The organism is Bowmanella yangjiangensis (genome assembly GCF_017255015.1).
GTDB classification, from domain to species: Bacteria; Pseudomonadota; Gammaproteobacteria; order Enterobacterales; family Alteromonadaceae; genus Bowmanella; species Bowmanella yangjiangensis.
The window spans coordinates 304,332-329,878 of record NZ_JAFKCS010000001.1 but is presented as its reverse complement, the minus strand read 5'-3'; the positions used below and the strand labels follow the sequence as shown (position 1 = coordinate 329,878).

At 51.3% G+C, this 25,547-nt stretch carries 27 protein-coding genes; 12 read left to right on the top strand and 15 right to left on the bottom strand.

All coding sequences use genetic code 11. From position 1 onward, the window contains the following. Positions 1–40: 40 nt before the first annotated feature. Together J0A65_RS01510 and J0A65_RS01505 are read right to left on the bottom strand one after the other, a co-directional pair. The gene (locus tag J0A65_RS01510) at positions 41–316 is read right to left on the bottom strand and encodes a hypothetical protein (RefSeq protein ID WP_206592339.1); all 276 of its coding nucleotides are present in this window, start codon (positions 314–316) and stop codon (positions 41–43) included. Beyond that, positions 316–978: an HAD family hydrolase gene (locus J0A65_RS01505; protein WP_206592338.1), complete on the bottom strand. Its 663-nt coding sequence runs from the start codon at positions 976–978 to the stop codon at positions 316–318. The genes J0A65_RS01510 and J0A65_RS01505 overlap by 1 nt, the downstream gene beginning before the upstream one ends. Positions 979–1,122: 144 nt before the next feature. On the opposite strand from J0A65_RS01505, the gene J0A65_RS01500 reads away from it, so the two are divergent. The 3 genes from J0A65_RS01500 to J0A65_RS01490 all read left to right on the top strand — a co-directional run bounded on the left by J0A65_RS01500 (position 1,123) and on the right by J0A65_RS01490 (position 3,350). Continuing rightward, on the top strand, positions 1,123–1,878 hold the full coding sequence (locus J0A65_RS01500) for a DeoR/GlpR family DNA-binding transcription regulator (protein WP_206592337.1): 756 nt from the start codon (positions 1,123–1,125) through the stop codon (positions 1,876–1,878). A gap of 189 nt (positions 1,879–2,067) precedes the next feature. Then, entirely contained in the window at positions 2,068–2,985 is a 918-nt protein-coding gene (locus tag J0A65_RS01495) for a sigma-70 family RNA polymerase sigma factor (RefSeq protein WP_206592336.1), read from the top strand. Next, entirely contained in the window at positions 2,982–3,350 is a 369-nt protein-coding gene (locus J0A65_RS01490) for a DoxX family protein (RefSeq protein WP_206592335.1), read from the top strand. Before J0A65_RS01495 ends, J0A65_RS01490 begins: the two co-directional genes overlap by 4 nt. 17 nt (positions 3,351–3,367) lie before the next feature. On the opposite strand, the gene J0A65_RS01485 is transcribed toward J0A65_RS01490, so the two are convergent. Further along, positions 3,368–3,976 carry a DJ-1/PfpI family protein gene (locus tag J0A65_RS01485; protein WP_206592334.1) on the bottom strand — a complete coding sequence of 203 codons (609 nt, stop codon included), beginning with the start codon at positions 3,974–3,976 and terminating at the stop codon, positions 3,368–3,370. Between the two features lie 127 nt (positions 3,977–4,103). Between J0A65_RS01485 and J0A65_RS01480 the strand changes: the two genes are divergently transcribed. After that, the gene (locus J0A65_RS01480; RefSeq protein WP_206592333.1) at positions 4,104–4,493 is read left to right on the top strand and encodes a hypothetical protein; all 390 of its coding nucleotides are present in this window, start codon (positions 4,104–4,106) and stop codon (positions 4,491–4,493) included. A 94-nt stretch (positions 4,494–4,587) separates the two neighbouring features. Continuing rightward, positions 4,588–4,968 (top strand): YciI family protein, encoded by a 381-nt coding sequence (locus J0A65_RS01475; protein ID WP_206592332.1) that lies wholly within the window; start codon positions 4,588–4,590, stop codon positions 4,966–4,968. Between the two features lie 82 nt (positions 4,969–5,050). On the opposite strand, the gene J0A65_RS01470 is transcribed toward J0A65_RS01475, so the two are convergent. From J0A65_RS01470 to J0A65_RS01455, 4 genes are all read right to left on the bottom strand, one after another. Continuing rightward, complete coding sequence (locus J0A65_RS01470) at positions 5,051–5,788, bottom strand: Lcl domain-containing protein (RefSeq protein WP_206592331.1); 738 nt, start codon at positions 5,786–5,788, stop codon at positions 5,051–5,053. A gap of 206 nt (positions 5,789–5,994) precedes the next feature. Then, a complete protein-coding gene (locus J0A65_RS01465; RefSeq protein ID WP_206592330.1) occupies positions 5,995–6,501 on the bottom strand; it encodes a hypothetical protein in 507 nt (168 codons plus the stop codon). Further along, the gene (locus J0A65_RS01460) at positions 6,485–7,885 is read right to left on the bottom strand and encodes an MATE family efflux transporter (protein WP_206592329.1); all 1,401 of its coding nucleotides are present in this window, start codon (positions 7,883–7,885) and stop codon (positions 6,485–6,487) included. Before J0A65_RS01460 ends, J0A65_RS01465 begins: the two co-directional genes overlap by 17 nt. 151 nt (positions 7,886–8,036) lie before the next feature. Further along, positions 8,037–8,390 carry a Fis family transcriptional regulator gene (locus J0A65_RS01455; protein WP_206592328.1) on the bottom strand — a complete coding sequence of 118 codons (354 nt, stop codon included), beginning with the start codon at positions 8,388–8,390 and terminating at the stop codon, positions 8,037–8,039. Positions 8,391–8,664: 274 nt separating this feature from the next. On the opposite strand from J0A65_RS01455, the gene J0A65_RS01450 reads away from it, so the two are divergent. Next, positions 8,665–10,512, top strand: a complete 1,848-nt coding sequence (locus J0A65_RS01450; protein ID WP_206592327.1) for a transporter substrate-binding domain-containing diguanylate cyclase — start codon at positions 8,665–8,667, stop codon at positions 10,510–10,512. Between the two features lie 148 nt (positions 10,513–10,660). On the opposite strand, the gene J0A65_RS01445 is transcribed toward J0A65_RS01450, so the two are convergent. Together J0A65_RS01445 and J0A65_RS01440 are read right to left on the bottom strand one after the other, a co-directional pair. Then, on the bottom strand, positions 10,661–11,257 hold the full coding sequence (locus J0A65_RS01445) for an acyl carrier protein phosphodiesterase (RefSeq protein WP_206592326.1): 597 nt from the start codon (positions 11,255–11,257) through the stop codon (positions 10,661–10,663). A 47-nt stretch (positions 11,258–11,304) separates the two neighbouring features. Further along, complete coding sequence (locus J0A65_RS01440) at positions 11,305–11,967, bottom strand: ERCC4 domain-containing protein (RefSeq protein WP_206592325.1); 663 nt, start codon at positions 11,965–11,967, stop codon at positions 11,305–11,307. 205 nt (positions 11,968–12,172) lie between these two features. On the opposite strand from J0A65_RS01440, the gene J0A65_RS01435 reads away from it, so the two are divergent. After that, positions 12,173–14,326, top strand: a complete 2,154-nt coding sequence (locus tag J0A65_RS01435) for a S46 family peptidase (RefSeq protein WP_206592324.1) — start codon at positions 12,173–12,175, stop codon at positions 14,324–14,326. Positions 14,327–14,364: 38 nt separating this feature from the next. On the opposite strand, the gene J0A65_RS01430 is transcribed toward J0A65_RS01435, so the two are convergent. Beyond that, positions 14,365–15,342 carry a catalase family peroxidase gene (locus tag J0A65_RS01430; protein ID WP_232849672.1) on the bottom strand — a complete coding sequence of 326 codons (978 nt, stop codon included), beginning with the start codon at positions 15,340–15,342 and terminating at the stop codon, positions 14,365–14,367. A 128-nt stretch (positions 15,343–15,470) separates the two neighbouring features. Continuing rightward, on the bottom strand, positions 15,471–15,896 hold the full coding sequence (locus J0A65_RS01425; protein WP_206592322.1) for a DUF3010 family protein: 426 nt from the start codon (positions 15,894–15,896) through the stop codon (positions 15,471–15,473). Between the two features lie 221 nt (positions 15,897–16,117). Between J0A65_RS01425 and J0A65_RS01420 the strand changes: the two genes are divergently transcribed. After that, a complete protein-coding gene (locus J0A65_RS01420; protein WP_206592321.1) occupies positions 16,118–17,419 on the top strand; it encodes a M20/M25/M40 family metallo-hydrolase in 1,302 nt (433 codons plus the stop codon). A 168-nt stretch (positions 17,420–17,587) separates the two neighbouring features. On the opposite strand, the gene J0A65_RS01415 is transcribed toward J0A65_RS01420, so the two are convergent. Beyond that, positions 17,588–19,618 carry a winged helix-turn-helix domain-containing protein gene (locus J0A65_RS01415; RefSeq protein WP_206592320.1) on the bottom strand — a complete coding sequence of 677 codons (2,031 nt, stop codon included), beginning with the start codon at positions 19,616–19,618 and terminating at the stop codon, positions 17,588–17,590. A 223-nt stretch (positions 19,619–19,841) separates the two neighbouring features. Here J0A65_RS01415 and J0A65_RS01410 point away from each other — a divergent pair, with 223 nt between their 5' ends. From J0A65_RS01410 to J0A65_RS01400, 3 genes are read left to right on the top strand one after another with little or no spacing between them, the layout of a single operon-like run. Then, complete coding sequence (locus J0A65_RS01410; protein WP_206592319.1) at positions 19,842–21,104, top strand: alpha/beta hydrolase; 1,263 nt, start codon at positions 19,842–19,844, stop codon at positions 21,102–21,104. A 41-nt stretch (positions 21,105–21,145) separates the two neighbouring features. Continuing rightward, a complete protein-coding gene (locus J0A65_RS01405) occupies positions 21,146–21,589 on the top strand; it encodes a nuclear transport factor 2-like protein (RefSeq protein ID WP_206592318.1) in 444 nt (147 codons plus the stop codon). Positions 21,590–21,639: 50 nt separating this feature from the next. Further along, positions 21,640–22,092 (top strand): hypothetical protein, encoded by a 453-nt coding sequence (locus J0A65_RS01400; RefSeq protein ID WP_206592317.1) that lies wholly within the window; start codon positions 21,640–21,642, stop codon positions 22,090–22,092. 75 nt (positions 22,093–22,167) lie between these two features. On the opposite strand, the gene J0A65_RS01395 is transcribed toward J0A65_RS01400, so the two are convergent. Further along, complete coding sequence (locus tag J0A65_RS01395) at positions 22,168–23,292, bottom strand: S-(hydroxymethyl)glutathione dehydrogenase/class III alcohol dehydrogenase (RefSeq protein WP_232849671.1); 1,125 nt, start codon at positions 23,290–23,292, stop codon at positions 22,168–22,170. 98 nt (positions 23,293–23,390) lie between these two features. Here J0A65_RS01395 and J0A65_RS01390 point away from each other — a divergent pair, with 98 nt between their 5' ends. Continuing rightward, positions 23,391–24,305, top strand: coding sequence for a LysR substrate-binding domain-containing protein (locus tag J0A65_RS01390; RefSeq protein ID WP_206592316.1), 915 nt, complete (start codon positions 23,391–23,393; stop codon positions 24,303–24,305). A 22-nt stretch (positions 24,306–24,327) separates the two neighbouring features. Here the strand turns inward: J0A65_RS01390 and J0A65_RS01385 are convergent, their stop codons facing one another. Then, complete coding sequence (locus J0A65_RS01385; protein ID WP_206592315.1) at positions 24,328–24,888, bottom strand: DUF922 domain-containing Zn-dependent protease; 561 nt, start codon at positions 24,886–24,888, stop codon at positions 24,328–24,330. A gap of 185 nt (positions 24,889–25,073) precedes the next feature. Then, positions 25,074–25,478: a hypothetical protein gene (locus J0A65_RS01380; protein ID WP_206592314.1), complete on the bottom strand. Its 405-nt coding sequence runs from the start codon at positions 25,476–25,478 to the stop codon at positions 25,074–25,076. Positions 25,479–25,547 lie beyond the last annotated feature (69 nt).

Below are 25,547 nucleotides of genomic sequence, written 5' to 3'. Positions count from 1 at the left end.
TAGGTGCGAGAGAGGGCCAACGCACCTACCCGGTACGAAGTTAAAACTGCGCGATTAACAGCGCGCTTTGCAGTAACAGCGCAATACTGTTGGTGACAATAATGGCAGGTCGTTTAAAAAACAGGCCATAGGCCAACCAGAAGGCAAACACCAACCAATAGCCGATAACAAAGGCCAGTGACATAGTGACAGGCTCACTGCGCTGCCACTCACTCACAACCTGAGTGAGCTGGGCCAGACAGCCCATCAAACCAATGATAATACCGGCTATATCCCAGTACTTTTCTTGCATCTGTAACCTGGATACGCTCTCCATCAGCGAACTCCGGTTTGTTCAATGACCGCCAATATGGACTGATAGTCACTAATTCTGCCGACAATACGCTGATGTTGCGGGTACAGATACTGTCCTGCTTCCCCGACCACCACCACATCACAGCCAGCAGCTAATGCCGCGGCGACGCCGTTGGCTGAATCTTCAAAGGCCAGGCAACGATCAGGTTCGGCATTAAGATGCTTGGCAGCCAGCTCGAAATGCTCAGGATCGGGTTTACCGCGCTTCACATATTCGGCGGTGATTAACACCTGTGGGATAGGAAAACCCAAAGTGCCAAGGCGCATTCGGGCAACTGGTCCGGCACTGGAGGTCGCAATCCCCCAATTGGTACCGCGCAGTTCTAACAATCTGAGCATGGCATGGGCACCTTCTATGGGCACAATGCCGTTTGTTTCTTCTGCTTCCTCGGCATTCAGCCAGGCTTCCTCCAAATCTGCATCCAGATGCGGGGCCAACTCGGGCAGGAAGTCACGGATTCTGGAGCCGTGGCACATCGCCAGAACCTGCTCCACATCCAACTGATGAATAGCACACCAACGGCTGCACACCTGACGAATTGCGTCGGCAGAGTCCAGTAAGGTGCCGTCCATATCAAAGATCACCGCTTGATAAGCGTCGAGGTCAAAAGCACAAGAAACCATTTACACTCCTTACCGGGAAATGCATAAAACCGCCTGAAATCAGGCATAAAAAAGCAAATTCATGCAACAACAGGCAAAATATACCCTTGCCGATGCCGGGTTATCAAGTAAAATCGGCAAGAACACGCAAAAACAGGAAAATTCATGCTGCTGGCCGAACGTCAATCCCTGATCCTTAAAGAACTGAATGACAAGGGCCGTGTTTATGCCGCCGATTTAGCCCTGCAACTGGGCGTATCTGAAGACACAGTACGACGGGATCTCAATCGCCTCGGCGAATTGCAACTGCTACGCCGGGTGCATGGCGGCGCCCTGCCATTGCAACTGGATGTGCCGGATTACGCCGACCGGCTGGAGTTAAAACACCCGGATAAACAAAAACGTGCCACTGCAGCCCTTAGCTATTTGCAGGCTGGACAAACCATATTGCTCGACTCAGGTGAAACCTGTTTGTATCTGGCCAAATCTCTACCCAGGGATATGCGTCTGACGGTTGTCACGGCCTGCCCGCTTATCGCCTGCGAGTTGATGCATCATGACAAAGCCGATGTCATTGTGGTTGGCGGTAGCTTTTTTAAACCGGCACTGCGCAGCGTTGGCGCCGTAACCTGTAATATGCTGCGAAAAATGCGTTTTGATATCTACTTTACCGGTGCCTGTGCACTGCACCCGGAACGCGGATTTACCGCGAAATATATGGAAGAAGCCGAGGTCATGCGTATTTCGGTGGAACAGTCAGATAGAACCGTGGTAATGGGCGGGCCAGACCGTCTTGGTCTTATTGCCAATCACCAGGTTGCAGGTATCCGCGAACTGGATGTATTGATCACCGATAAAAGCGCCGATCCAACGGTTCTGCAAGCCATGCGTAAACGCGAGTTACAAATAGTGCTGGTGTAATCGCTTGCACCTCTTCAGCCAGACTTGTTGTGACCTAATCCCTACCTACGGGCATTCAATTTATCTTCTTTATTTTCAACAAATTAAAAATTAAACCGCTATTTTTGTCACATTGATATAGTGTTTTTCGTCATCTTGATTGAGTCCTTTGGGGCTGTGAATCAACACTTAAACAATACGGGACATACCATGAACAAACAGGACGGGTTGGCAGAGCATTTCAACAGCCATCGCCAACACCTACAATCGCTGGCCTATCGGATGCTGGGCTCAAGCAATGAAGCCGAAGACGCCGTGCAGGAAGCCTGGCTCAGACTTAATCGCAGTGATGCCGAACAGATCAACAATTTGCAAGGATGGTTAATAACTGTTGTATCACGCATCTGCCTGGACCAGTTACGGGCGCGTAAACCAGCAGCAGACGATGTGGTGCTGGACTTGCACATCGACAACCAGCAGGGGCCGGAAACCGAGCTGTTAATCGCTTACTCATTGGGACCGGCCCTGCTGCTGATACTGGACACCCTGTCACCGCCGGAGCGTATCGCTTTTGTCCTGCATGACCTGTTTGATCTCAGCTTTGCCGACATTGCGCCTATTATCGAACGCTCTGAGGCCGCCACCAGACAACTGGCCAGCCGCGCCCGCCGCCAGGTTCAGGGCGCCAGCTCAAGCAGACAGGATGATACACACCAACAGCATCTGGTTGCGGCTTTTCTGCAAGCATCCAGACAAGGTGACTTTCAGGCGCTGCTGAGCTTACTTCACCCGGATGCCATTCTGCGTGCGGATGCCACCGCTCTGAAAATCACTAAGGCCAATCAGGCTAAAGGCGCACCGCAATTTGAAGCTGAAATGTCGGGGGCAACTAAGGTGGCTAATACCCTTAAAGGCCGAGCTCTGGGCGCCATGCTTAGCCTGGTGGACGGCATGCCAGGGGCGACCTGGGGGGCAAATGGCACAACCATGGTGGCGTTCTGCTTTGGTATAACAGACGGCAAGATCACTCACATCGATGTGATAATGGACAGAGCGCGTTTAGAAAGTATGGATATCCGCCCGATTGAACAAGAGTCGGCAGAGGCGGCGCAAGGAATACAAGCATGAATATTCTGTTGTGGACCTTGCAGATATTGATAGCCATACACACCGCCATAGGTGCGCTGTGGAAATTCAGTAACCCCGCTCAGAGCATGCAGTCTTTGGCCGCCATTCCCAATGCAGCCTGGCTCGGCTTGGGTGTAATTGAACTGTTATGCTGCCTGGGCTTGATTGTGCCGCTGTTATATAAACCCGGCGCTATACTTGCCCCGCTAGCTGCGCTGGTGATTGCAGCAAGCATGTTGCTGTTCAGCCTGCTGCATTGGCAATCGGGTGAAGCTAACGCCGGTCCCCTGTATTATTGGCTAACCGTGGCGGTGCTGTGTGTATTTATCAGCTACGGACGACTAGTTCTGGCCCCGCTTAAATAAGCCGATACTGCCCGGGTTCAGTCAGACGAGCCCGGGCTGGGTGACTGACAGTCAATCTCAGTAGGATCGGCGAGCCAATGATATTCACAATAATCGGCAATTTTTTGCGCTTTTTCCTGCCCGTAGAGATGGGCAATAAAGGCCAATGACATATCCATACCAGCGGATACACCGGCAGAAGTGAAAACTTTGTCATCCTGCACCCATCGCTGATCAGATTGCCAGAGTGTTTTCGGCCCTTGTGTCGTTACCCAGTCGAAGGCCAATCTGTTACTGGTAGCCTGCTTGCTGTCCAATAATCCAGCTTTAGCCAATAGGGCGCTGCCGGTGCACACTGATATCAGATACTCAGTTCCTAAAGCAGCGCGCTTCAGCCAGCGAATAAAGTCCGGGTTGTCAATCAATGTCCGCGTCCCCTTACCTCCGGGCACCATCAACACGTCACAACACACAAAGGTTTCCAGGCTCTCCTCAGCCCAGGCACAAGGCCCCTGCGTGGATGCCACCGGACCGGGCTTATCTGCCACCATAACAATCTTCCAATCTGGTAATTGACCAAACATCTCGAGTGGGCCGAAGACATCCAACAATTCAAAACCATCAAACAGCACTACCGCTATTTTCATGTCGGTTCCCTCTCATTTATTTTGTACAGCATATGCTTGTTCATCTTATCCAGCGAGTCGTTGTTGCCAGCTTTGCCAGTGGGTTGATTCAGGCTATGCTGAAATCGCGTTTAATAAGGGGGAATGTATGGCTGAACAACAATGCTGGCAATGTGGACAGGGTTTAGAGGGACTGCTTCTTCCTGTGTCACGTCGAGAAACCTGCGATGCGTGCGGCGCCGATGTGCATGTTTGCAAACAATGTAAGCACTTTGATGGACGCTATTGTAACGAGCAGCGGGCCGAGCCCCCCAGTGACAAAGAGAAAGCCAACTTCTGCGACTATTACAGCTTTGCGTCCAATGCCTATCAAGGTGGCTATCAGGATAAAAGCGCTATTGCCAAAGCCAGATTAGCGGCACTGTTCGGTGACAGCCCCGAACCACCACCAACAGAGTCTGGGGAAAAACCCTGCGTAGAGAAAAGCCCAGCCGAGCTAGCAGAGGAAAAGCTCAGGAAACTCTTGGGCGGTGAGTAAGCCAGGATAAAAATCCGTAAGGTCTTTATAAAAATGTCGATCTTGCTATCTGCCGATTCGACCAGTAGCTGAAACAAACCAAAAGGAGACAATGTTGAAATTTATTTGTTTAGGTTATCTGGATGAATCTATGTGGCAGGACATCAGCGACGAAGAGGCCATGCAGTTAATGGAAAAGTGTTTTGCCTATGACGATGTACTGCGTCGTGGTGGTCACTTTGTTGGTGGCGAAGCTCTTGCCAGTGCGGGGCAGGCGGTAACTCTGCGTAAAAACAACGGCAAACTGAAGATTACCGATGGTCCCTTCTCTGAAACCAAAGAAGTACTTGGAGGCATCTTGCTGCTGGAGGCGCGGGATATGCAACAGGCCATAGAGCTTATGTCTGCACACCCTGGTGTGGGAGTCGGGCCGTTTGAGATTCGCCCGGCAGACGAGCAGATTGAGCGCTTGATCGCCGCACGTCAATCATCTTAGGCCGCATAAAGGATCAAAGCGCCGCCTTGGCGGTGCTCTGATCGGCTATTGCTGAGCAGACATTTTTAACAGTTCGGGTCAACTAAGATTTGCGTCTTAACCAACCAAGCATCCCCAATCCCAGCAATGCCAAAGAAGCCGGTTCAGGAATGTCATTGGGTGGCGTTACATTAGCCACATCGCCGTCACGCACCGCCCAGGCATAACCTGATCCTGACTTACCAGAGAAATACTGCCGTCCAACACTGGTATCCAGCCACCAGACACTACCTGGGTTACTGGCAAACTCAGTGGAAGACCAATACACCATGCTAAACAGGTTGCTAATTGACAAGGTTACCCCTGTCAACGCGTCAACGAACGTATTGTTTATCACACTTTGCCATGGCGTTCTGTGCCATAGAGGATCATTCAGCCCTTGCCCGGTAAGGCCGCCATGCAGGCCCAGGTTCTCATAGAACATATAGCCCAACTCATTGTTCGAGCCCGAGCAACCGTACCCGTGCTTAAGCGTTTGCCCATGGTCCACCAACGAAAAACTGCAGTTAGCATCCGTGGTATCCACAGTGGCAAGACGCCAGTCATCAAAACCACCGTAAACCAGTTGGTCCGCCCATTCACTTGCCTGATGCCAGCCCATTCTGCCGCTGTCAGAATAGCCGCTGGTTTTGGCATAGTTGGCATCCTGGAGCCAGGTCACATCCAGCACATCGTCATATAGCATGCCGTTACCACGGTCAATTAATCCCGCCTGGACAGGCAAACTGGCAAACCAGCCAAGGGCCAGCAGGCTTGCCCGTATCCCATTTTTAATAAGCATATTACTCATCCGTTATGTAAAAAAACCAAAGTGAATCTGCACAGCGAATGGTACGTTGAATAAAAGTGGGGAAATGCTAAAAGGCCCTTAATCGGGGCAAGCTAAACACTAAATTTTTACTAATTAGCCATGTATTCAACTGCTTGCATAACAGTAACGGGGCACAAACCCAAGCTTGCGCCCCTAACGACAAAGAGGGGTGCTACCTACGCCAGCTTCCGCTCAAGCCTGACCAAAGCCAGTTTGTCCCAGGCTTCACTACCATACCCCTGCAGCAGATTTTGTGACAACTTCTGCCACTCAGGGCTGTCCACCGCCGGCAAGCCAATAATTTCAGCATAGAGCGGCGCGGCAACCACAAACTGGTTTTTGTAGGGATACAGACAAAACGTCGGATGACTTGCCAACGCCTCGGCGGCTTCTTGATAATGCGCAAACCATAGGTTAACCAAGCTACCGCAGGCATTTTCATACCAGAAGCTGCCAAAGTCGTCGCCCGCCTCAGACAACTGTGTGCCACTCAATACTTGTCGGGCGTGGTGCCAGTCCTTAAAGCCTAAGCGGCGAGCCAACAGCCCCTGACAGTGCTTGAGCTGCCAGGGTTCGTTTTGCACATGCTTTGACCGACTTAACCAATCAGGTGTCTGCCCTTCTCGTAACTGTTTAAGCAGTTTTTTCGCCCGTACTTTCAGTTCATTAACGGCCAGTTGCATAATTCACCTCCATTGTTGTCGCGGGCCATAAACTGCGGCGATTAAGTACAACCAGACAAGTCACCAAGGCCACTGACATCAGTTCTGCCCCCGGAAAGGCGTACCATATTAAATCCAATCCCATCCAACTAGCCAACACCACCAGCATAGGAATCATAAACAGATAGGTTTTGGCCATGGACACAAGCAATGCCAAAAGAGGCTTACCCAAGGCTTGCATGGTCGCAATGGCCACAGCGCTGATTCCCGCTAACGGCAGTGCCATATAAAGCAGATGTGCAATATCACTGGCCATATTTACCTGCATCGGGTTATGACTGAATACGCCAGCAATTACTGGCATGGCAAGAGCCAATATTAACGCCATCAAACTTAAGTAACCGGTGGTGCATATCAGGGTCAATTTAACGCTACGACCAGCCAATCTCATGTTCCTGGCACCTGCATGATAGGCCGTCATGGTTTGGCAGCTGTTAGTCATGGCAATCAACGGCAAAGTAATAAAAATACTGATTCGGCCCAGAATACCGTAAGCGGCTAACAGATCTTCACCCTGCACACTGGCCAATCTGGCAATTTGAATAGTACAGGTCAGCATCACTAGGGCGCCGCCCAAATACATCAGTGTCACGGGCAAACCCTGCAGCAAAATATGCCTGGCCCAATTGCTCTGCCAATTGGGTTTTAATGCCGCACGTAAGGAAGGCTTACTCCCAAGCGCAGACAGCGCATAAAGCCAGGCCAAGCCCTGTGAAAGCAAAGTAGCAAAGGCGGCACCGGCAACGCCCCAGTTCAAACCTATGATAAACAGCGCGTCCAAAACAATATTGATAACAGCCCCGAGCAAAATGGTCACAAACAGCACATTGCTGTTTCCAACACCGCGATGAATATCCGCCAGCAGGGACAAGCTAAATAGTGCAATAGTGCCCAGCCCGCTTATCGTCAGATACGTCCAGGCGTGCTGATACAGATTGCCTTCTAGCTCCATCACCCCCAGTAGCCAAGGGCCCCCTAGCAGGGTGAGCAAGGCCACCAGTAAGGCAAATCCGAGTGCCAGACTGCTCGCCGTACCAATGATCTGCTGACTATCCTGCGAGCGCCCTGCCCCAAGGCTTCGGCTTAACAACACAGATGCGCCATTGCTGAATAACGCCGCCAGAGACACCAGAGCAATCTGCAAAGGAAACACAGCCGATACAGCAGCAAAGGCTTCAGAGCCGATAAAACGCGCGATAAACATGGCGTCCACTAAAGTGTGTATGCCATTTAGCAACATCCCCACGGCCATCGGCACACTGAGTTTTATAAACACAGATAACACGGCAGGGGACGAAAGTAGTGAAGAGGTGGATGTCGTGCCGACATCGCGATTGCTAGTCACAATTCAATTCTCCTAAGTTTTTATGGCATTCCGCAAAGCCAACTTAGTTCAAATTGAACTGGTACTTGTATTTGATCAGAGTGAATTCATCTTCTGCGGACAGGCGTCTCTGTCACCTGAGGCGCTAATGATAGGCCTCAGAATCATGATGTCAACCACGAAATCGTTGCAGCCTGGCTTCCCAGTTGCCGCCGTCCTGCGCAGCGCAGTCTTGTTCGTTGTCCATACGTACGTTGCGGCGGATATCCTTAGGGCGGATACCGGCTTTGAGCAGCCGGGTCTGAATTTCCTTACGCATTCTGGCGTCCAGACTGTCGTTTAAGACTTGCTGCATCTGCGCCTGGGTCAAGAACACGCAGCTCACCACCAGACTGTCAGGAAAACGGTTATGGCTGACCGTATGAGTCAACCAGTCAAAGCCGATATCCCAGCGCTTAAATTCCTCGCACGCGATTGTCAGGGCCTTAATCAGATTGTTTTCCAGTTTGGTGGTGGTTTTATTCATTGACTGGGCTCACTGTTGTCGGGTAGCAGCAGATTTTACCCTGAATGGCCCAAAACTGAATAACTTACTGACTGTTGGGCGTTTAATTCCTGGGGCATGCGAACATCAGGATAGCAGCCACTTATTAATGCCTGGAATAATTCGACAAGGCCATGCAGTGCAAACTTCATCAGGTGGCCAAATTCAACTCGTTAGAACGACACTAGAATTATCCGCACTCTTTCTGATAAAAATTAATTACAGCGGGTACAGAAGAGCTGGAGGATGTAGGACGATGTTGTTGATAAGAATTTTGCTAGTTTGTGCCTTGTCGTCTGTAGCTTCTCCGGTATTGACAAGTTGCCTGGGTAGCGGCGACGCTGAAATAGAGGCGCTTGCCAAATACATAGGCCGTCAACCGCACCAGGCTCTGCAGTCAATAGAGTTAGCATTAAACCCTGATAATCATCTGACAGTCGAACGTCGTGCCTGGCTAGAAGCCGCCCGGGCACAAGCGAAACGCATGCTCGGTAGGGAAAAAAACGAATTGCCACTCGCCATTGATAAAGCGAAGGCGCTCCCCAAGAGGCATCCGGCTTTGCTTCATTTGCAGGTTGCAAGCTTATACGGCGCGGGTCTGTCACAGGCTACACTCGATACGATTTATCAGCTTGAGGATCAGGTAAAGCAAATGCCGCCAAAGCTGCCAGCAACGTTATGCCTGAAAATCCGTCTTGCCTCAGTGATGGCCGACCACACATACCTGAATGGGGAATCATTTGCACTGGCTTCTGATGCATACCACCATGCTGATAGCGAAGAACTTGCGTGGATGCGCGCTGAGGCCGCATCAGTGTTAGGTCAGGTGGCGCTTAGAACAGATAGCAGTTATGCAAGGAAATTAAGTGAAGAAGCACTAAATTACTTCAAGTCAGAGGACATGCATGACATGGCTGCCAACGAATTGTTTATGGATGGCTTGTCCTGGGCAGCGGAACAAGATACGGACTCGTTGCATAAAGCCTCACAACAGTTTCTCAGATCCATGACTGAAGGGCAGAAGGCCGCCAACCCTTTAGCCGTAGCTTACGCAGAGGCAGGATTGTGCAACGTACTGGGGCAATTAGGGCGTGTACAAGATGCGCTAAAACGCTGTAGCAACAGTCTAGAACAACTTAAGGGTATCGGCCACGTCACCGAGTACAGCACAATAATTAACTACGCCGAGGCCTTGTTTTTGGATAGCCGCCCACAAGAGGCCATGAATCTGCTCGTCCCTTTGCCTGAAAATTGGCCGGATGGGGCCTTTGGTTTTCATGGTTATCGCTTTTATTATGTCAGAGGGCAGATCAATGCTGCGCTAGGGAACAAGGAGGAAGCCATTACCGATCTCAACTCTGCGCTTCGTGAATTACGCGGACATGAAAGCAGTGCACGTGCACGTACCAACCGCCTGATGCAATCCCGTTTTCGCGTTGACCAATTAGCCCGCAGCTTAGAGCTCAAAACCCTGGAATCTGAGGAAAGGGAGCAGCGTCACCTATTGTTGCTCAGTGCTGGTCTTATCGTGCTGGTTCTGCTCTGTGTCATTGTGATCACCTTGGTAAAACATCGTCGCCTATACCGCCGCATGGCATTTACCGATCCGCTAACAGGGGTTGCAAACCGCCGTTATACGACAGTTCGTGCACAGGAAGCATTTGCGCATGCGCGGGCTCGTAAGCAACCTTTGTATATTGTTTTGCTCGATCTTGACCGATTTAAATCATTAAATGACCAATTCGGCCATGATGCTGGCGACGAAGCACTGCAGCAATTTGCCCGTGTTGCAGAGACAGTTTTACGCCCAGGCGATGTGTTCGGTCGTTGGGGCGGCGAAGAGTTTCTGCTGGTGCTGCAAAATATTGACCATCATGGCATTACCGCAGTGCTCGGGCGCCTTCGCAGTGCCGCCGCTAACGTGCGCCTGACACTTGCACCCGAGTACCCGCTGCAATTCAGCGCAGGCGCAGTCAAACTGCAGGAAAACATGAAAGAGCTTGAAGAGATGCTCAAGCAGGCTGACAAAGCGCTTTATCAGGCCAAAGCCGGGGGCCGCAACCAGGATTGTTTTGCCGAAGCTTTCGCGCAAGGCACAAATTAATCATCCGAAAAAGCAGTGCTGAACAACGGGTTGCCTGATGTTATTGGCGCGGCGCAAGCAGGTTATTTTGGCCGGGGCCATATTCAGTGCAAAGCACGCGGGTAAAAATAGCCGCAGGGTCACAAAGATTACGACCGAGTATTCCTGATTACTGTGGTTGTCTGATGTCTAATGGCGGTTGTGCAGTATGCCTGAGCAATTCTGGAAAAAAAGCCGTAAAACCGGCTTCAAACGCCGGGTAATATCGCTCAATCTCTTCCACACTGCCGACAAATTCGTTGGCAAAACGGATACGCCCGGCAATCCGGTCCAGAGCCTGCCCCACGCCTGCCAGGCTGGTATAATGGGCCAGCCAGTGTTGTTCGATCATGCTGCCCACCACCCGTTGCATACGCAGCGGCATATGCTCTAAACGCTCTGCCAGGCGCTGGTAACTGGCCTGACAAAATACGTCGAATGGCTGGCTGGAATAGCGCGACCAATGCCGGATCAGAAAATGATCAAACAGCACATCCAGGGCAATGCCCGCAAAACGCCTGCGTCTGGCACTGAACAAAGCTTTACAGGCTCTGACTTCGGGATGGCTATCGGTAAATCGGTCCACCTTTCGGTGATTAGCCAGCCCCGCCAATACCGGCGACGAAAACTGTGAGATATCCACACCCCGGCAAAAATCCCCGAGCAGGTTGCCCATCTGTGAATCAGCGGTCGGTTGGGCCAGAAATAAATGCGCAAGGTAATTCATACTGCCAAGTGTAAGCGGATGGCTACCCGGCGTCTATTTTAAGATGCCTATTGGCTCTTTATATATTGGCTGTTCAAAAGCTGACTGAACCCCGCGGCTTTGGTTACCCCCATGCCTCTGACCTTGTTCAATTCTGCTTCACTGGCATCAAATACAGCGGACAGGCTGCCAAAAGTCTGCAGCAAATTTTTAGCGAGCGCAGGGCCAATACCAGGAAACCCCTGCAGCACGTATAGCTGTCTTTTATGCAGGCTGCGGGGATGATAACCGCCACGACTGACAATGCCGTGCTGAATAAACTGGTGTTGCTTGGCAGCATAAAGCATAAGTTGGACAGTTTCCTGGCGGGTTTGTGTACGCAGTAGCGGAATTCCAAATGTTAAGGTTAGACTGGCCAACGCCCCCAACACAGCCCGTCGATCCAGGGCTGGATTTTCTTTTTCTTTAAAGTGGCCCTCGACAATCAACAATGCAGCCATCGCAGACTGGCTTAGTTTGTATGCCTGGCGGAATAGCCTGCCATCCACAATAGATAACAATAAATCGCTGACCGTTTTTCTTTCTATTAATAACCAGCCATCCACTGAGTAGTCGCCACACTGCAGACGTTTAAGCAACAGCTCCACCTCGGCGCAACTTGCCAGAATTGACGGAATATCGCATTGCTGCTCCCTGTCATCAGCGATGATTTGAATGCGTTCCTTGGTCATATTACCTGCTCTGTATATCGCTTAGTCGTAAGTATAGATAAGTGCTGATTAAGGCAGCATTGACAAAAGCAACAGGCTGTCACTCAAGCTTTCCACCTGATTGGCGCAAATACACCGCACTTACGCACCTATGCTCTTGACATACCTAGCGCCGACTAAGACTATCCGTTACTTTGTATCAAGTCCCATAACGAGAATAATCACAATGAAAAAGTCCCTTTTGGTCCTGGCTCTGGCCAGTAGCACCGTATTTGCCAATGAAGGCATGTGGATGCCTAAGCAGTTGCCAGAAATAGCCCCCCAGTTAAAAGCCGCAGGCCTGGCCCTTGACCCAGCAACCCTGACTAAACTGACCGAGTTTCCTATGGGTGCCATTGTTAGTCTGGGTGGGTGTTCAGCCTCTTTTGTTTCTCCCCAGGGATTGGTGGCCACCAACCATCATTGCGTGTATGGCAGCATTGCTCACAATGCCACACCTGAGAATGACATTCTGACCAACGGCTTTTTAGCCGACACCCTGGACGCTGAATTGCCAGCCCGTCCAGGCAGCCGCATTTTTGTTACCAAAGCGGTGGAAGAAGTGACGGATAAAGTCATTGATGCCAAAACTGCCAAACTGAGCGGTAAGAAGCGTGTCGATGCCATCGAAGCTAACCAAAAAGCGCTGGTTGCCGAGTGTGAGAAAGACGAAGGTCACCGTTGTACTGTGGCTGCTTTCTACGGCAGTCTTGAGTACTACATGATCAAGCAGCTTGAGATCAAAGACGTACGCCTGGTACATGCGCCGCCTTCTGGCGTAGGTAAGTTTGGTGGTGACACCGACAACTGGATGTGGCCCCGTCATACTGGTGATTACAGCTTCTACCGAGCTTATGTAAGCCCGGAAGGTAAGTCTGCCGATTTCAGTAAAGACAACGTACCTTACACACCAGACTTCCATCTGACCATTGCCAAACAAGGCGTGAAAGAAGGTGACTTCGTCATGGCCCTGGGTTACCCAGGCCGTACTAACCGCCACCGTTTGCCCAGTGAAGTGGCAGAAACCTTCGAGTGGAGCTACCCCACTGTTGTGCAGGACTACCGCGACGCGTTGGATATCATCGCCCGTGAAACCGCCAACAACAAAGATGCTGAGCTGAAATATGCCAGTCGAGTTGCTGGCTTGAACAACTACATGAAAAACCGCCAGGGCATGCTGGACAGCTTCGCCGAAAGCGATTTTCTTGAACGCAAAAAAGCCGAACATGCTGAGCTGACAGCCTGGGTAAATAGCAGCCGTGACAACAAGAAAGCCTATGCTAAAGATTTAGCCGCTATCGAAAAGCTGCTGGGTCAACGTCAGGCTCAGGACCGCAAAGACCACCTGCTGGACGCTGCTGCACCTCGCCTGCTGGGCACGGCTCGCGCCTTGTACCGCTTAGCCGAGGAAAGCACTAAGCCTGACGCTGAGCGCAAAGCCGGCTTCCAGGAACGTGACCTGCCGAAGTTCAAATCTTTCGTGTCTGCCATGGAGCGCAGCTTTGATGTGGGTGTAGAGAAGGCTTTGGATCTGCACGATCTGAAAAAATACGCCGCTCAGCCTAAAAAGCAGCGTAATGCGGCTTTTGATAAAGCCACGGGTATCAAAGACAAAATGAGCGATGCGGAGCTTGTCGCACTGATTGACAGTTGGTACAGCAACACCCAACTGACCTCACTGGAAACCCGTCAGGCGCTGCTGGAAAGCAGCCCAGAGCAATTTGCCAAGTCAGACGACTTCTTTGTTAAAGCGGCGGTAGCACTATACAAAGGTGACCTGAAACGCGAAGCCGATGAAGAAGAACTGGGCGGCAAGATTCAGCAAGCTTATGCCAGCTACATGCGCGCCAAAATTGCCTTTATGCACGACCAGGGCAAGGCAGTGTACCCAGATGCCAACAGCACCCTGCGCGTGACATTTGGTAACGTAAAAGGCCGCGCTCACGGCACCGAAGACGGCAATGCCTGGGCACCCTTCACTACCTTACGTGGCATCACGCAAAAAGCCACCGGCGAAGGTGAGTTCAATGCCCCTCAGAAGCAGTTGGATGCCATCAAGGCCAAGCAGTACGGTGATTACAAAGTTGATAGCCTAAACTCTGTACCTGTGAACTTCCTGGCTACCCTGGATATTACCGGCGGTAACTCAGGCTCAGCGGTATTAAACAGTAAGGCCGAACTGGTTGGTCTGGCCTTTGACGGCACACTGGACTCGATTATTTCTGACTGGGATTTCAACCCGGCCAATACCCGCTCAATCCAGGTAGACCACCGCTTTATGCTGTGGCAGATGGAACTGGACGGCGCCGATAACCTGTTAAAGGAAATGGGCGTTAAATAACCTAAAAGGGGAGCATCGGCTCCCCTTTTTCATGCTTGTTACTGTCCGCTCAGGCGTTTACCGAAAGAGATTGCATAAGCGGGTGAGCGCATTTTTAGTACGGGGTCGTCACTTGGCGTAAAACCACGAGACAGCTGATTGGGATCAAAATTGATTGCCGTACAGCTATCGCCCCCGGCACTGTTTAAACGAACCTTGCCAAGCAGAACCTGCGGCCTGTCTGCCGGCCAGGGGCTTGACGGGTCGATATTACTGTCTGTCGGCTCGCCGAGGCTTGCCACCAAAGAATAGCTCACCTCACCTGTGGCAATTTGCTCAGCCAGCTTGGCGGCCAGAAAATCCGCAGGCTTCGCCTTGGCCTCTTCAGCTTCCAGCGTTTTAACACCCGCCTCGGGTATTAACTGCCAGCGAAACTTGATCTGAGACTCGTCCTTAGGCTGAAAAAAGAAGGTGTGCAGCCCAAAAAATTCGGTATTGGCGTAAGAGGCCGGTGTTTTGGCACTCTTCAACCAGGCGTAGTGGCCCTGAACACTGGGATGCATGGCCACATAGTCCGCCATGCGCTTAGGATCGCGCTGGCCTTGCTCGTCTGGTAGCAAGGTGGAGAGAAAGCCAAAGAAAGTCTGCGGATCTTTACCCGCGAATACCGGGAAGTTATTGCCAGTAAAGGTGTGTTTACTACCATCCGCTAAGCTTATCTGCATGCCCATACCGCGGGTTCCGGGCGCACGCTCATCGGCAGCCGGATTTCCGCCACCAACAGAAAACCGCAAGCTAACAGGTAAGCTGCCCTGACTTAGTAAAGGCGCCGATACAAAGGGGCCACTGTCTGCTGGCTCAAACACCCCTGCGGCACATACACCGCGGGCGTGCGCTTTGCGTAAACCGGGTTGTTTGCCGCTCATCTTTTCAAACAATTGAATAAAATCAACTGCTTGCACTTGCGCACCCGCCAGGCCTGAAAAGCTCAGCAGTATTAAGGAACCGGGTAATAAAAAATGCTTGGTCAATGTCATTGCTGCTTCCAGTATCATTCTGTCAGCTTGTTTAGACCGTGCATGGGGGCAGGAACTTTCCGTACTTCAGTAAAATATAGGCAGTTGCCGGCGAATAATAGCTCCGGCAACATCTCTCACCAGAGAAATCAGGCGTTTTGCATCAGCCAAGCGTAAGCCGTGGTAAAGGCACTTTCCTGGAATTGCTTCAGGCCGGTTTCGGCAAAGTCCACCGATACCGGATTATGTTTGAGTGACTCTTTCATCTCGGTACTGCCGTACACAATAGTCTCTACACCGTCAATCAGCTCAATGGCCGCTTCCAGCTTAAAACCAATGGCGCCACCGGCAAACTTACCTTTCATGGGGCGCTGGCGAATAATCACCTTGTCTATCTTGTAATCCTCTAACAGCTTGGCCAGGGTACTCTGGAACTGGCGCAGGCCCTCGGCGCTATTATCACTTAAGGTCAAACGGCGGGCCCGGCAATCGGGAATATGGAACAGCCCGTTGGTTAATGACAACAGACATAAATTCGCCTCGTTGCTCTTTAATTCAATACCACAGACTTTCATTATCTATCCCCGTCAATTACAAAAGCGCAATTATAACGTTAAAAGCCTGCCTGCCGGGAATCGCTTTTCAAGTTTTCTTGCCGGCGCACCATAGTGAGAAAATTTGTATCGCGAATTTTGGCGGTTTAACCGCGCCAGGCACCAATTCCCACTCACCTGTGCTCGCACCAACCTTCGTAATTTGCCATAGTAGCCACACTCCTTTGCCACAAGTAAGCACAATGAAGCCATATTCCCTTATCGCCCTGACCCTCAGCGCACTGCTAAGCCAAGCCGCACAGGCAGATTTAACCACCAGCGAAAGCAAACTCGTCAGTCACATTGACCAAAGTAACCCGCAGGCTCTGGCCCTGCTTGAGCAGGTGGTGAATATCAATAGCGGCACCATGAACTTTGCCGGGGTTAAGCAGGTGGCCGAGGTGCTGATCCCGGAATTTGAGAAGCTGGGCATGCAGGCTCGCTTTGACAGTGGTGAAGCATTTAACCGTGCCGGGCATCTGATAGCAGAAATTCATGGTGGCAAAGGGCCTAAGCTTTTGTTGATTGGCCATCTGGATACGGTATTTGAACCGGACAGCCCATTTCAGCGCTTTGAGCGTATCGACGAGCAGACCGCCAAGGGCCCCGGCATTGCCGATATGAAAGGCGGCAATATCATTATTCTGCAAGCCCTTAAGGCATTGCACGAAGCCGGTGAACTGGCTGATATGAATGTGATGGTAATAATGACCGGCGATGAAGAGTTAAGCGGCAAGCCGCTGTCTTTATCCAAAAAAGCCTTGGTGGACGCCGCTGCATGGGCGGATATTTCCCTGGGGTTTGAAAACGGCGACGGTAACCCGAAAACTGCCAATGTTTCCAGACGCGGCTCGGTAGACTGGAGCCTAGAAATCAAAGGTGTGCCGTCCCATTCCTCACAGATCTTTCAGGACAGAGTGGGCGCCGGTGCCATTTATGAGGCAGCCCGTATTCTGAACAGCTTTTATGAAGAGTTGCGTAGTGAAGACCTGCTAACCTTTAACCCCGGCCGCATTATGGGTGGCACCACAGTTAATCATGATCCCATCAGCAACAGCGGCAGCACCTTTGGTAAAAACAATGTGGTGGCAGAAAGCGCCATTGTTACCGGTGATATTCGAGCAGTGTCTTTGGAGCAGCTACAACGGGTGCAGGAAAAAATGCGTGCCATAGTAGCCAGAAGCCTGCCGCAAACCAGCGGGAATATTGAGTTTGGCGACGGCTATCCACCAATGGGCCCCAGTGACGGCAACCGCAAATTACTCAGCCTGTACAGCCAGGCCAGTGAAGACCTCGGCCAGGGTAAGGTTGAGGCGGTTAACCCACTAAACGCCGGGGCAGCGGATGTATCCTTTACCGCGGCCTTTGTGGATATGGCCATTGACGGCCTGGGAATGAGCGGTACCGCCGGCCATACCGTCGAGGAAACCGGCCAACTGGACTCGTTGCCCAAGCAGGCAAAACGCGCCGCCCTGCTAATGTACCGGCTGAAACATCAAAACTAAGCTGATACCGAGTATTTACACAAACAGGTTCCTGCACTCACTCAGTCCCCCCAAAAAGGACGGCACTGTGTGCAACCTGTTTGTGTCCTACCCTAACCTTTGGGGCTTATGGTCCTCAGGCTCATAAAAAAATAAAACATGCCGCTAGCGGGGCTACCCGCTAAATTATTAACGGCTCAGTTCCACAATGTCCTGTTGCATATCAGTGATCTCTGCCACCAGCACGGACCGACCGTCATAGTCGTCGATATAAAGGCTTGGAGTAGCCAGACTGTGCTGGCTCAACAGTTGTTGCTGTGCGGTGTCATAGTGAATAAGTCGATTCTGATTATCTACGGCCAACAACTGACCACGGCGCCAGGCAAAACGCTTTTTAATATCGCTAAGCAGCAATATTGGCGACTCTCCATTCTGATGCAGCCAAAGTTTGCCGCCGTTATCCAGGCTTAACAACTGCCCTTGGCTATCCAGCGCAGCCCAGGAACTGGGTGCAACTTGCCATTGGCGCCACTGATTGGTTTCGGGGTGCCAGGCAATCATCTGTTGTTGCCACTCACGTTGGCTGGAAAACAGGATCTCGCCCTGCTCGGTCCACTGAAACAACTGGATAGCAGCGAAAGGCGTAATCAGTTCTTGCTGTTGCCCCTGCAGATCTAGCAACAGCAAACGGTCAATATGATTCACCAGCAGTTGCTGACCAGATGGTGACCAGCTAAGTCCGGCTATTGGGCCATGGGTGAACTGGCTCAATTGCCAGGTACGCTGTCCATCCATCAACCAGACCTGTTCCTGACCAGAGCGATTGGATACATAGGCGATTAATTCTCCCTGAGGCTGAAAACGGGCTTCCTTATCGGCAAAGGTAGACTCCCATTTTTCCGGCAAAGAGCGTGGTGTTTGACCGTCGCTGTCCAAACTATGCAGATAAAAATGCCAGTCCTGCATACCATAAGCTGCCAACAGCTTGTCCTGATGTGGCGCGTATACCAGAGAATAGATTGCTTTGGCGGTCGCCAGGCTAATTGGGGTCACCCGGCCACTGAAGTCCACTTCAAACTGATGGTGGGTGTTATATACCAGTAGTTTGGGCTGGCTGGGGTGAAAGCTCAGCTCCAGCAAATCGAATTGAGAGAGAGCCATCGGCCATTGCAGCACCGCGCTGGAGGTTACCTCGCCGTCACTGCTTAACAAGGTAAGTTGGTCCTTACCCTCATGGGTTTTACCCAGCAGCGCTAGTTTATCCAGCCCTGCAGAGTATGCCAGGTTGTAAAGTCGCAGCCCTTCAGGAGCAAACAACTCTTGCTCAAGGTTGTCTCGTACATGGTAGCTGATAAGCTGCCATTGCCCCTGATGCGGCTTCTTAAGCAGGGCGATATTGCCGTTATTCATCCATTGTGGCCCATATAATCTGCCCTCATCGCAGCTCATACGGGTTTGCGCGTCCTGGGCAGTCGTTAGGGCTGCTGCCACATCCAGGGTTTTCAGCTCCCAGCATTCCGGTACATCAGCTTTGCCGCACAAGCTTTTGCCGACAAATGCCAGCCTATCGCCCCCTGGTGCAAAGCTATGCTGCTGAAAATAGCCCGCCTCTTTGGTCAAGCGTGTTTCCTGCTGGCTGTGCAAGTCCTTACTCCAAAGATGGTTTTCGCACTGCCCTTCAAAACGATGAAACACCACAAAACGGCCATCCGGCGAATAGCTGGCAAAACTCTCCTTGCCTGTTGTCGTGGTCAGATAATGCATGTGGCCATAACTATGCTGGCCCTCGTGCTTCAGATAAAAACCGGCCACCATCAAGGTAAGCAGCACTAACCCGGCAACCACCAGGTAAGGGATAGATAATCCACTGCGTTTAACTGCAAGGCTTGCGGGTGGCATGGGCACGGCAAACTCCGCAGCCATTTCCAGGCTATAGCCCTGCTTGGCGTGGGTTTTAATGATATTTTGCTCGCGGCTGTCATCGCCAAGGGCCTTACGAAGCTGGGCAATACAGCGCTGCAAGGTATTGGGGGTAACAATAGTATCTGGCCACACCCTTTGCAGGAGCTCATCCATAGACACCACTCGCCCCTGCGCCCTAACCAATTCGGCCAATACCGCCATCGCTTTGGGCTGCATGGTTTGCACTACCCCGGCCAGGATAATCTGATTGCGGGTCAGATCAATTTGCGCCTGCCCCAGGCGGAATTGTTTACTCATATAGGGTTATTGTTGTTGTCCGGCACGCAAGAATAGTAACACAGACAGACCATATCAGTGCCGCAGATTAATATCCGGAAACACAAATCGTGACAAACCTAACCTATTGAATAATAAGACCATCAGCGAAAAATCAGGGATAAATCAAGGCATGCACATGCCAGCTGTTCGGTCTTGTTTTAGCTTGGACAGGGTCAATTACCCCGATTAAGGATCACGAAAAATGTGTAAGTTCCCGCCTTTGTTCGCCCTGTTATGGGCGGCATTTTTTTCTTGTTGGACGCACGCCGACGTCACACCTCAAGACAAAATCAGCCTGACTATCGAGTCCAGTCATCTGAAGCGCACCATGCGCGCCGATATTTACTTGCCCAAAGACTATCATCTGGATGCGGATTTTATCCGCTATCCGGTTATTTATACCCTGGACGCCTGGACCCTGGCAGACATGGTCGTAGGTGTCACCCGTCATCTTGGCACCACTGCCTCCATGCCCAAATCCATTGTGGTCGCCGTGCATACCGATGACGGCGTAGCAATCTCGCCACAGCTATACAAAAGTCAAAGCGGCTTACCTGGCGCGCCCGAGGACAAAACATTTTGGGGAGAGGATGCCGAGCAGTTCCACGGCTATCTGGAACAAGAATTGTTGCCACGGGTAGACAAGCAGGTACGCAGCAATAATTTCCGTCTGCTGATTGGTATGTCACCCACGGCAGCCTTTGCTGCGGATAGCTTAGTCAGGAATCCGGATTTATTTGACGGCCACTTTCTGTTTGCTGCGGCCAGTGTTATTGGCATGGGCTATGACCCCAAAAGCAGTCTGATCGACAGCCTGATTGAGCAACTGGCCAAACGGCCAGAGCATAAAGGTTATTTGTATGTCGCTTCTGCCACCACAGACGCATCAGAAGCGCCAACCCAACCCGACACCTTAAAAACACTTACGGCCAGGCTAGCGCAATTTCCTCATTACCAGGTACGCGCCGAGCAAGTTGATAATTTCGGCCACTACCCTATGGCTGCACAAGCGTTACTTTCTGCACTGGATCTGGTTTTTCCCCGTCAGGATTTTGATATCGGCCTTAACTTTAATGCGTTTCGTGCCAATGCCGAGGCAGGCCCCATGCTCGAGCAAATAGACAATTACTACGCCTATCTGAGCAAACTGGTCGGGTTCGAAGTGTGGCCCAATGCCGATATTCCACGTAACAGCGATAGTCTGCGTGCCGCTGCCATGATGCTGCGCCAAGCCGAGCGATACGAAGAAGCCCTGGCACTGGGTCAGCGCTGGGTGCAATTGCAGCCTAAATCAGCCAAAGCACTGGCAGCATTGGCAACTACTTACCAGACCACCGGGCAAGTGGACCAGGCTAGGCGTCTGCTGACTAAAGCCATTTCCCTGGCGAAGAGCAACAACGATCCTTTACTGGCTAATTATCAGCAAATGGCCCAGCAACTGGGCATGGCCGTTGATGGGCCATAGTGGCGGTTAGTGCGCCCCGAACAACAAACGGAGAGCAGAATATGCACAAATGCTTTAGCTGGATGTTACTGATTCTGACCTGCTGTGCTGTTAGCGCACAAGCCACACCAACCACAGAGCAAGTTCAGGCCTTGATATCAGCCTCAGAAAAGGCCAGGCAACGGCATGCCACACAGGAGGATATCGAGCATTTTTTAGGCTTTTTCGCCGAGGATCTTATAGATACTCATGTTTCTTTCAATCGCTCCTTTACCGGTAAGGCCCATTTAAGAAAGGGTATTCCCGAAAAAGCCAACGCTATGGTGTCGCTCAGCGAAGAGCTGGAAAGTACGGTGCTTGGCACCCATACCGCCGTAGCCGTCGTCAGGGAAACGTCCACATACTATAAGCATGAGCAGCTTAAACACTTTCAAGGCCGCACCATCTTAGTGCTGGAATTCAATAAGAACGGCTTGATCCAGCATATGCGCCGCTACCTGGATTAGAAACAGACGGCTCCAAACACAACAGCCCCATTGATAATAAAGGACAACCTATGCGTTATTTTCTGTTACTACTGACACTGTGCTTAGGCCACGCGGCCCAAGCCGAACCGGCCAGCCAGTCGGCCTTAAGCCCGGAACAGCAACAAGTGCTCGACCTGACCCACAAGGTGCTAAATGCGCAGCGTATTGCCTACAGCAACTTGTCCTCCCTGGCGGCCATTGATGCCCTGTTTGCCTTGTACACGGATGACTATATCTACCAGCACGAAGGCTATGGGGGGCGGTATTCCAGAGAACTCCTTTACAACAATTCGGTCAGCTTCTTTAAACAAGGGCGCTATCAGGATGACGATCCGGACAGCTATCAATTGGTTAGTCTGCTACCGGGCAAGCAAGCCGCTGCCGTGCAGCGCTTGTACCAGGGCAAAAACGGCCAGGAATTGCGTCTTACACTGTTTGAATTTAAGGGAGATAAGGTAAGTCGCATAGTGGAGTACTGGTAAAGGGTATCTGCGTTAACACTAGCCTAAACCTCAGTAAAAAGCCCCCATGCAGGGGCTTTTCAACTTACCAATGAGTTAAAAGTGAATCACCGAGCGAATGCTTTTGCCTTCGTGCATCAAGTCGAATGCCTGATTAATGTCATCCAACCCCATGGTATGGGTGATAAAGTCATTTAATTTAAATTCCCCAGCCAGATAGCGTTCCACGTAGTCAGGCAGTTCGCTGCGCCCTTTTACCCCACCAAAGGCGGTGCCGCGCCAAACCCGGCCGGTTACCAGTTGGAAAGGTCGGGTGGAGATTTCCTGTCCGGCACCGGCTACGCCAATAATCACTGACTCACCCCAGCCCTTGTGGCAACATTCCAAGGCTGACCGCATCACGTTCACATTGCCGATGCATTCAAAGGAATAATCCACACCGCCGTCTGTCAGCTCAACAATCACATCCTGAATCGGCTTGTCATAGTCCTTGGGATTAATGCAGTCGGTGGCGCCAAGCTGTTTCGCCAGGGCAAACTTACTCTCATTAATATCTATGGCCAGAATACGACCGGCCTTGGCCATACTGGCGCCAATCACAGCGCTAAGTCCAATACCACCTAAACCAAAAATTGCCACGGTATCACCGGGCTGCACTTTGGCCGTGTTCATCACTGCGCCCATGCCGGTGGTGACACCACAGCCCAGCAGACACACTTCTTCCAGAGGGGCCTTAGGATTAATTTTGGCCAGGGCAATTTCAGGTAACACGGTATATTCAGAGAAAGTAGAACAGCCCATGTAGTGGAAAATAGGCTGACCATTGATGGAAAAACGTGAGGTACCATCCGGCATCAGGCCTTTACCCTGGGTAGCGCGAATTTTCTGACACAGGTTGGTTTTGCCTGACAAACAGAATTTACATTCACCACATTCGGGTGTGTATAGCGGGATAACATGGTCGCCGACACTCAGGCTAGTTACTCCCTCTCCCACAGACTCCACAATGCCGCCGCCTTCATGACCCAAAATAGCCGGAAAAATTCCTTCGGGATCCTCACCCGACAGGGTGAACGCATCGGTATGACAGACGCCAGAGGCAATCACTTTAATTCGAACCTCACCAGCTTTAGGCGGGGCAACGTCCACTTGTTCAATTTTCAGGGGCTCACCCGCGGCCCAGGCAACCGCAGCGCGGCAACGTATGCTTTGTGCACTCATCGCTTATTCCTCATAACATGATATGAAGAGGATCCTACATTAGCCACCACACAGTGATAATATCCACCCAATAAAATCACTATTACACATATGTAACAATGAGCTACCTCCCTGTCTGGAATGGCATCGCCGAGTTTGTCTGCATAGTGGAAACCGGCAGCTTTACCGCTGCCGCCCAACGTTTGCAAGTATCCACCGCCCAAGTCAGCCGCCAGGTCAATCAGTTGGAACAGCGTCTGGGCGTTCAACTGCTGCACCGCACCACGCGCAAGGTGCGGGTATCTGAAACTGGCCAGCGTTACTATCAGCAGTGCCGCCAACTGATGGACGGTTTTGAGGACGCTGAGCAAGCTTTGCAGGAGCTGCAAAGCACGCCCAAGGGCAAGATTCGTCTTACCGCGCCTATCACTTACGGGGAGCGGATTCTGATGCCGCTGCTAATTGATTTTCAGGAGAACTATCCACAGCTCAGTCTGGAAGTGGAACTGACCAATGCCCGCCTGGATATTGTCGATAGCGGCCTGGATCTGGCTATTCGCCTGGGGCGACTGGAAGACAGCCGCTTGCGTTTTCGTAAACTGGCCAGCCGCAATGTATACACTTGTGCTTCACCCGCTTATATCCAGACTTATGGCCAGCCCAGCACATTAAACCAACTAAAACGCCATAATTGTTTGCTAGGCTCGCTGGGCTACTGGCGTTTTAAGGACAACGGCCAGGAACGCAACATCACAGTGAATGGCAGCTTGCGCTGTAATAGCGGCGTTTCCCTGTTATATGCCGCCGAAAAGGCCCTCGGCATTGTTCAATTACCCGAAGAATATGTGCTGGACAAGATTCAACAAGGGCAACTGGTAGAAGTATTGGCCCCATACAGACCCGATAGTGAAGGCATATGGGGGCTGTATCCGGCCAGTCGCTGGACCGCCCCCGGTGTTGGTCTGCTGCTGGATTACTTACAGCAGCATCTGCCGCAAAGCCGTGAAGACAACCCGCATCAGACTGATAACTAATTAGGCATCGCCAATCAACACACTAAAGATGTAAATGTAGCCAGGCTCCTTCGGTTTCGCCGTGGTTGGTCTGGTTATCATAGTGTTTGTTGGCTTTCTTCAGCTCGGCCATCAGGGCATTTGCTTGCTTGTTGACGTCTTTTTCCAAAACCCGGCAGTTGTCCCGTGGGCCTATGGCATTGAGTTTTTGATCCATTAATGCAGCGGTATCTTTGGCCAGTTTGCCATGGCGCTCTTCATGCAGAGCAAGGTTAGGATACCAGGCATCCCAGACCTGTTTTACCTCTTCGCTGACGGATGCCAGCTTGGGCATGGTGTAGGTCAGATTTAAGGTAATCTCGACCTTGGTCAGTGCACAGTGCTTTTCGCGCTTATCCCGCCAATAGCGCCAACCGATATGATATTTGGTATGACCGTGGAATATCTCGCCATCCTCACGAATGGGCGAGGCCTTGTTAAGCGCGCTTAGCAGGCGGCCTTTCTCCGTTGCCGACACATTATAGTAACGGTAATTCTCAATCACCTTGGCGTCAGCAGCGCACAGTAAAGGTAAAAACAGCAATACGACCGGCAGTTTCTTCATCAACGCATCCTTGTTACACGCTGAATATCAAGCACTTATCACCACCAATTTATGGTGCACAATTAAACACAGTGCTTGGCATCAAAATCACGATGGGGGCAAGCTTAGTCGCCAAGACTCAGGTATGGCAAAGATATTCGCCATAAAATGGCTTAGAGACTGATAAAAAACGCAACTCTGCGGTACTAAAGCCATTTTTTAGCTCTGGCCGCCAGATAGGGAGATGCCAGCGTAACCAGCAAGACAATGGGCCAGAGATTACCGTCTTTAAATGTGTAAGGTTCCAGCAACTGCTGCCAGCTATGTCCCTGAATGATATAGCCCAGCACAAACTCAAAGCACAAGGTTAAAACCAGCCAGAACATCCCCACTGCCCAATAGCGACGAGGGGAACCTCGGCCCAGCCAGGGTAAAGTCAGGTACGTGACCACAAAGATACACAGGCATAGCAGTAAACCGCTCAGCATAAACGCCGCGCTTTTTATAAACAGGCTTAACAACACCGCTTCACGAAAAATGCCGTTGGTAATGGCCAGCAGCAATATTGCCACCCAAACCAGTAACGCTTTTGCAATGCATGAGATGGGCATAAAGGGCTCCCGGCAGTCACTTGCCAAAAACAGTAAGAGATTAAACTGCCTTCAGAGTAACAGAAAGGA

What these genes read in the sequence shown, in the direction of transcription:
- J0A65_RS01410 (WP_206592319.1), top strand. Translation starts at nt 19,842, where the DNA reads ATGTGTAAGTTCCCGCCTTTGTTCGCCCTGTTATGGGCGGCATTTTTT.
- J0A65_RS01440 (WP_206592325.1), bottom strand. Translation starts at nt 11,967, where the DNA reads ATGACCAAGGAACGCATTCAAATCATCGCTGATGACAGGGAGCAGCAA.
- J0A65_RS01490 (WP_206592335.1), top strand. Translation starts at nt 2,982, where the DNA reads ATGAATATTCTGTTGTGGACCTTGCAGATATTGATAGCCATACACACC.
- J0A65_RS01495 (WP_206592336.1), top strand. Translation starts at nt 2,068, where the DNA reads ATGAACAAACAGGACGGGTTGGCAGAGCATTTCAACAGCCATCGCCAA.
- J0A65_RS01425 (WP_206592322.1), bottom strand. Translation starts at nt 15,896, where the DNA reads ATGAAAGTCTGTGGTATTGAATTAAAGAGCAACGAGGCGAATTTATGT.
- J0A65_RS01400 (WP_206592317.1), top strand. Translation starts at nt 21,640, where the DNA reads ATGCGTTATTTTCTGTTACTACTGACACTGTGCTTAGGCCACGCGGCC.
- J0A65_RS01415 (WP_206592320.1), bottom strand. Translation starts at nt 19,618, where the DNA reads ATGAGTAAACAATTCCGCCTGGGGCAGGCGCAAATTGATCTGACCCGC.
- J0A65_RS01450 (WP_206592327.1), top strand. Translation starts at nt 8,665, where the DNA reads ATGTTGTTGATAAGAATTTTGCTAGTTTGTGCCTTGTCGTCTGTAGCT.
- J0A65_RS01445 (WP_206592326.1), bottom strand. Translation starts at nt 11,257, where the DNA reads ATGAATTACCTTGCGCATTTATTTCTGGCCCAACCGACCGCTGATTCA.
- J0A65_RS01505 (WP_206592338.1), bottom strand. Translation starts at nt 978, where the DNA reads ATGGTTTCTTGTGCTTTTGACCTCGACGCTTATCAAGCGGTGATCTTT.
- J0A65_RS01395 (WP_232849671.1), bottom strand. Translation starts at nt 23,292, where the DNA reads ATGAGTGCACAAAGCATACGTTGCCGCGCTGCGGTTGCCTGGGCCGCG.
- J0A65_RS01465 (WP_206592330.1), bottom strand. Translation starts at nt 6,501, where the DNA reads ATGCAACTGGCCGTTAATGAACTGAAAGTACGGGCGAAAAAACTGCTT.
- J0A65_RS01480 (WP_206592333.1), top strand. Translation starts at nt 4,104, where the DNA reads ATGGCTGAACAACAATGCTGGCAATGTGGACAGGGTTTAGAGGGACTG.
- J0A65_RS01500 (WP_206592337.1), top strand. Translation starts at nt 1,123, where the DNA reads ATGCTGCTGGCCGAACGTCAATCCCTGATCCTTAAAGAACTGAATGAC.
- J0A65_RS01435 (WP_206592324.1), top strand. Translation starts at nt 12,173, where the DNA reads ATGAAAAAGTCCCTTTTGGTCCTGGCTCTGGCCAGTAGCACCGTATTT.
- J0A65_RS01430 (WP_232849672.1), bottom strand. Translation starts at nt 15,342, where the DNA reads ATGACATTGACCAAGCATTTTTTATTACCCGGTTCCTTAATACTGCTG.
- J0A65_RS01405 (WP_206592318.1), top strand. Translation starts at nt 21,146, where the DNA reads ATGCACAAATGCTTTAGCTGGATGTTACTGATTCTGACCTGCTGTGCT.
- J0A65_RS01390 (WP_206592316.1), top strand. Translation starts at nt 23,391, where the DNA reads ATGAGCTACCTCCCTGTCTGGAATGGCATCGCCGAGTTTGTCTGCATA.
- J0A65_RS01420 (WP_206592321.1), top strand. Translation starts at nt 16,118, where the DNA reads ATGAAGCCATATTCCCTTATCGCCCTGACCCTCAGCGCACTGCTAAGC.
- J0A65_RS01485 (WP_206592334.1), bottom strand. Translation starts at nt 3,976, where the DNA reads ATGAAAATAGCGGTAGTGCTGTTTGATGGTTTTGAATTGTTGGATGTC.
- J0A65_RS01510 (WP_206592339.1), bottom strand. Translation starts at nt 316, where the DNA reads ATGGAGAGCGTATCCAGGTTACAGATGCAAGAAAAGTACTGGGATATA.
- J0A65_RS01380 (WP_206592314.1), bottom strand. Translation starts at nt 25,478, where the DNA reads ATGCCCATCTCATGCATTGCAAAAGCGTTACTGGTTTGGGTGGCAATA.
- J0A65_RS01385 (WP_206592315.1), bottom strand. Translation starts at nt 24,888, where the DNA reads ATGAAGAAACTGCCGGTCGTATTGCTGTTTTTACCTTTACTGTGCGCT.
- J0A65_RS01455 (WP_206592328.1), bottom strand. Translation starts at nt 8,390, where the DNA reads ATGAATAAAACCACCACCAAACTGGAAAACAATCTGATTAAGGCCCTG.
- J0A65_RS01470 (WP_206592331.1), bottom strand. Translation starts at nt 5,788, where the DNA reads ATGCTTATTAAAAATGGGATACGGGCAAGCCTGCTGGCCCTTGGCTGG.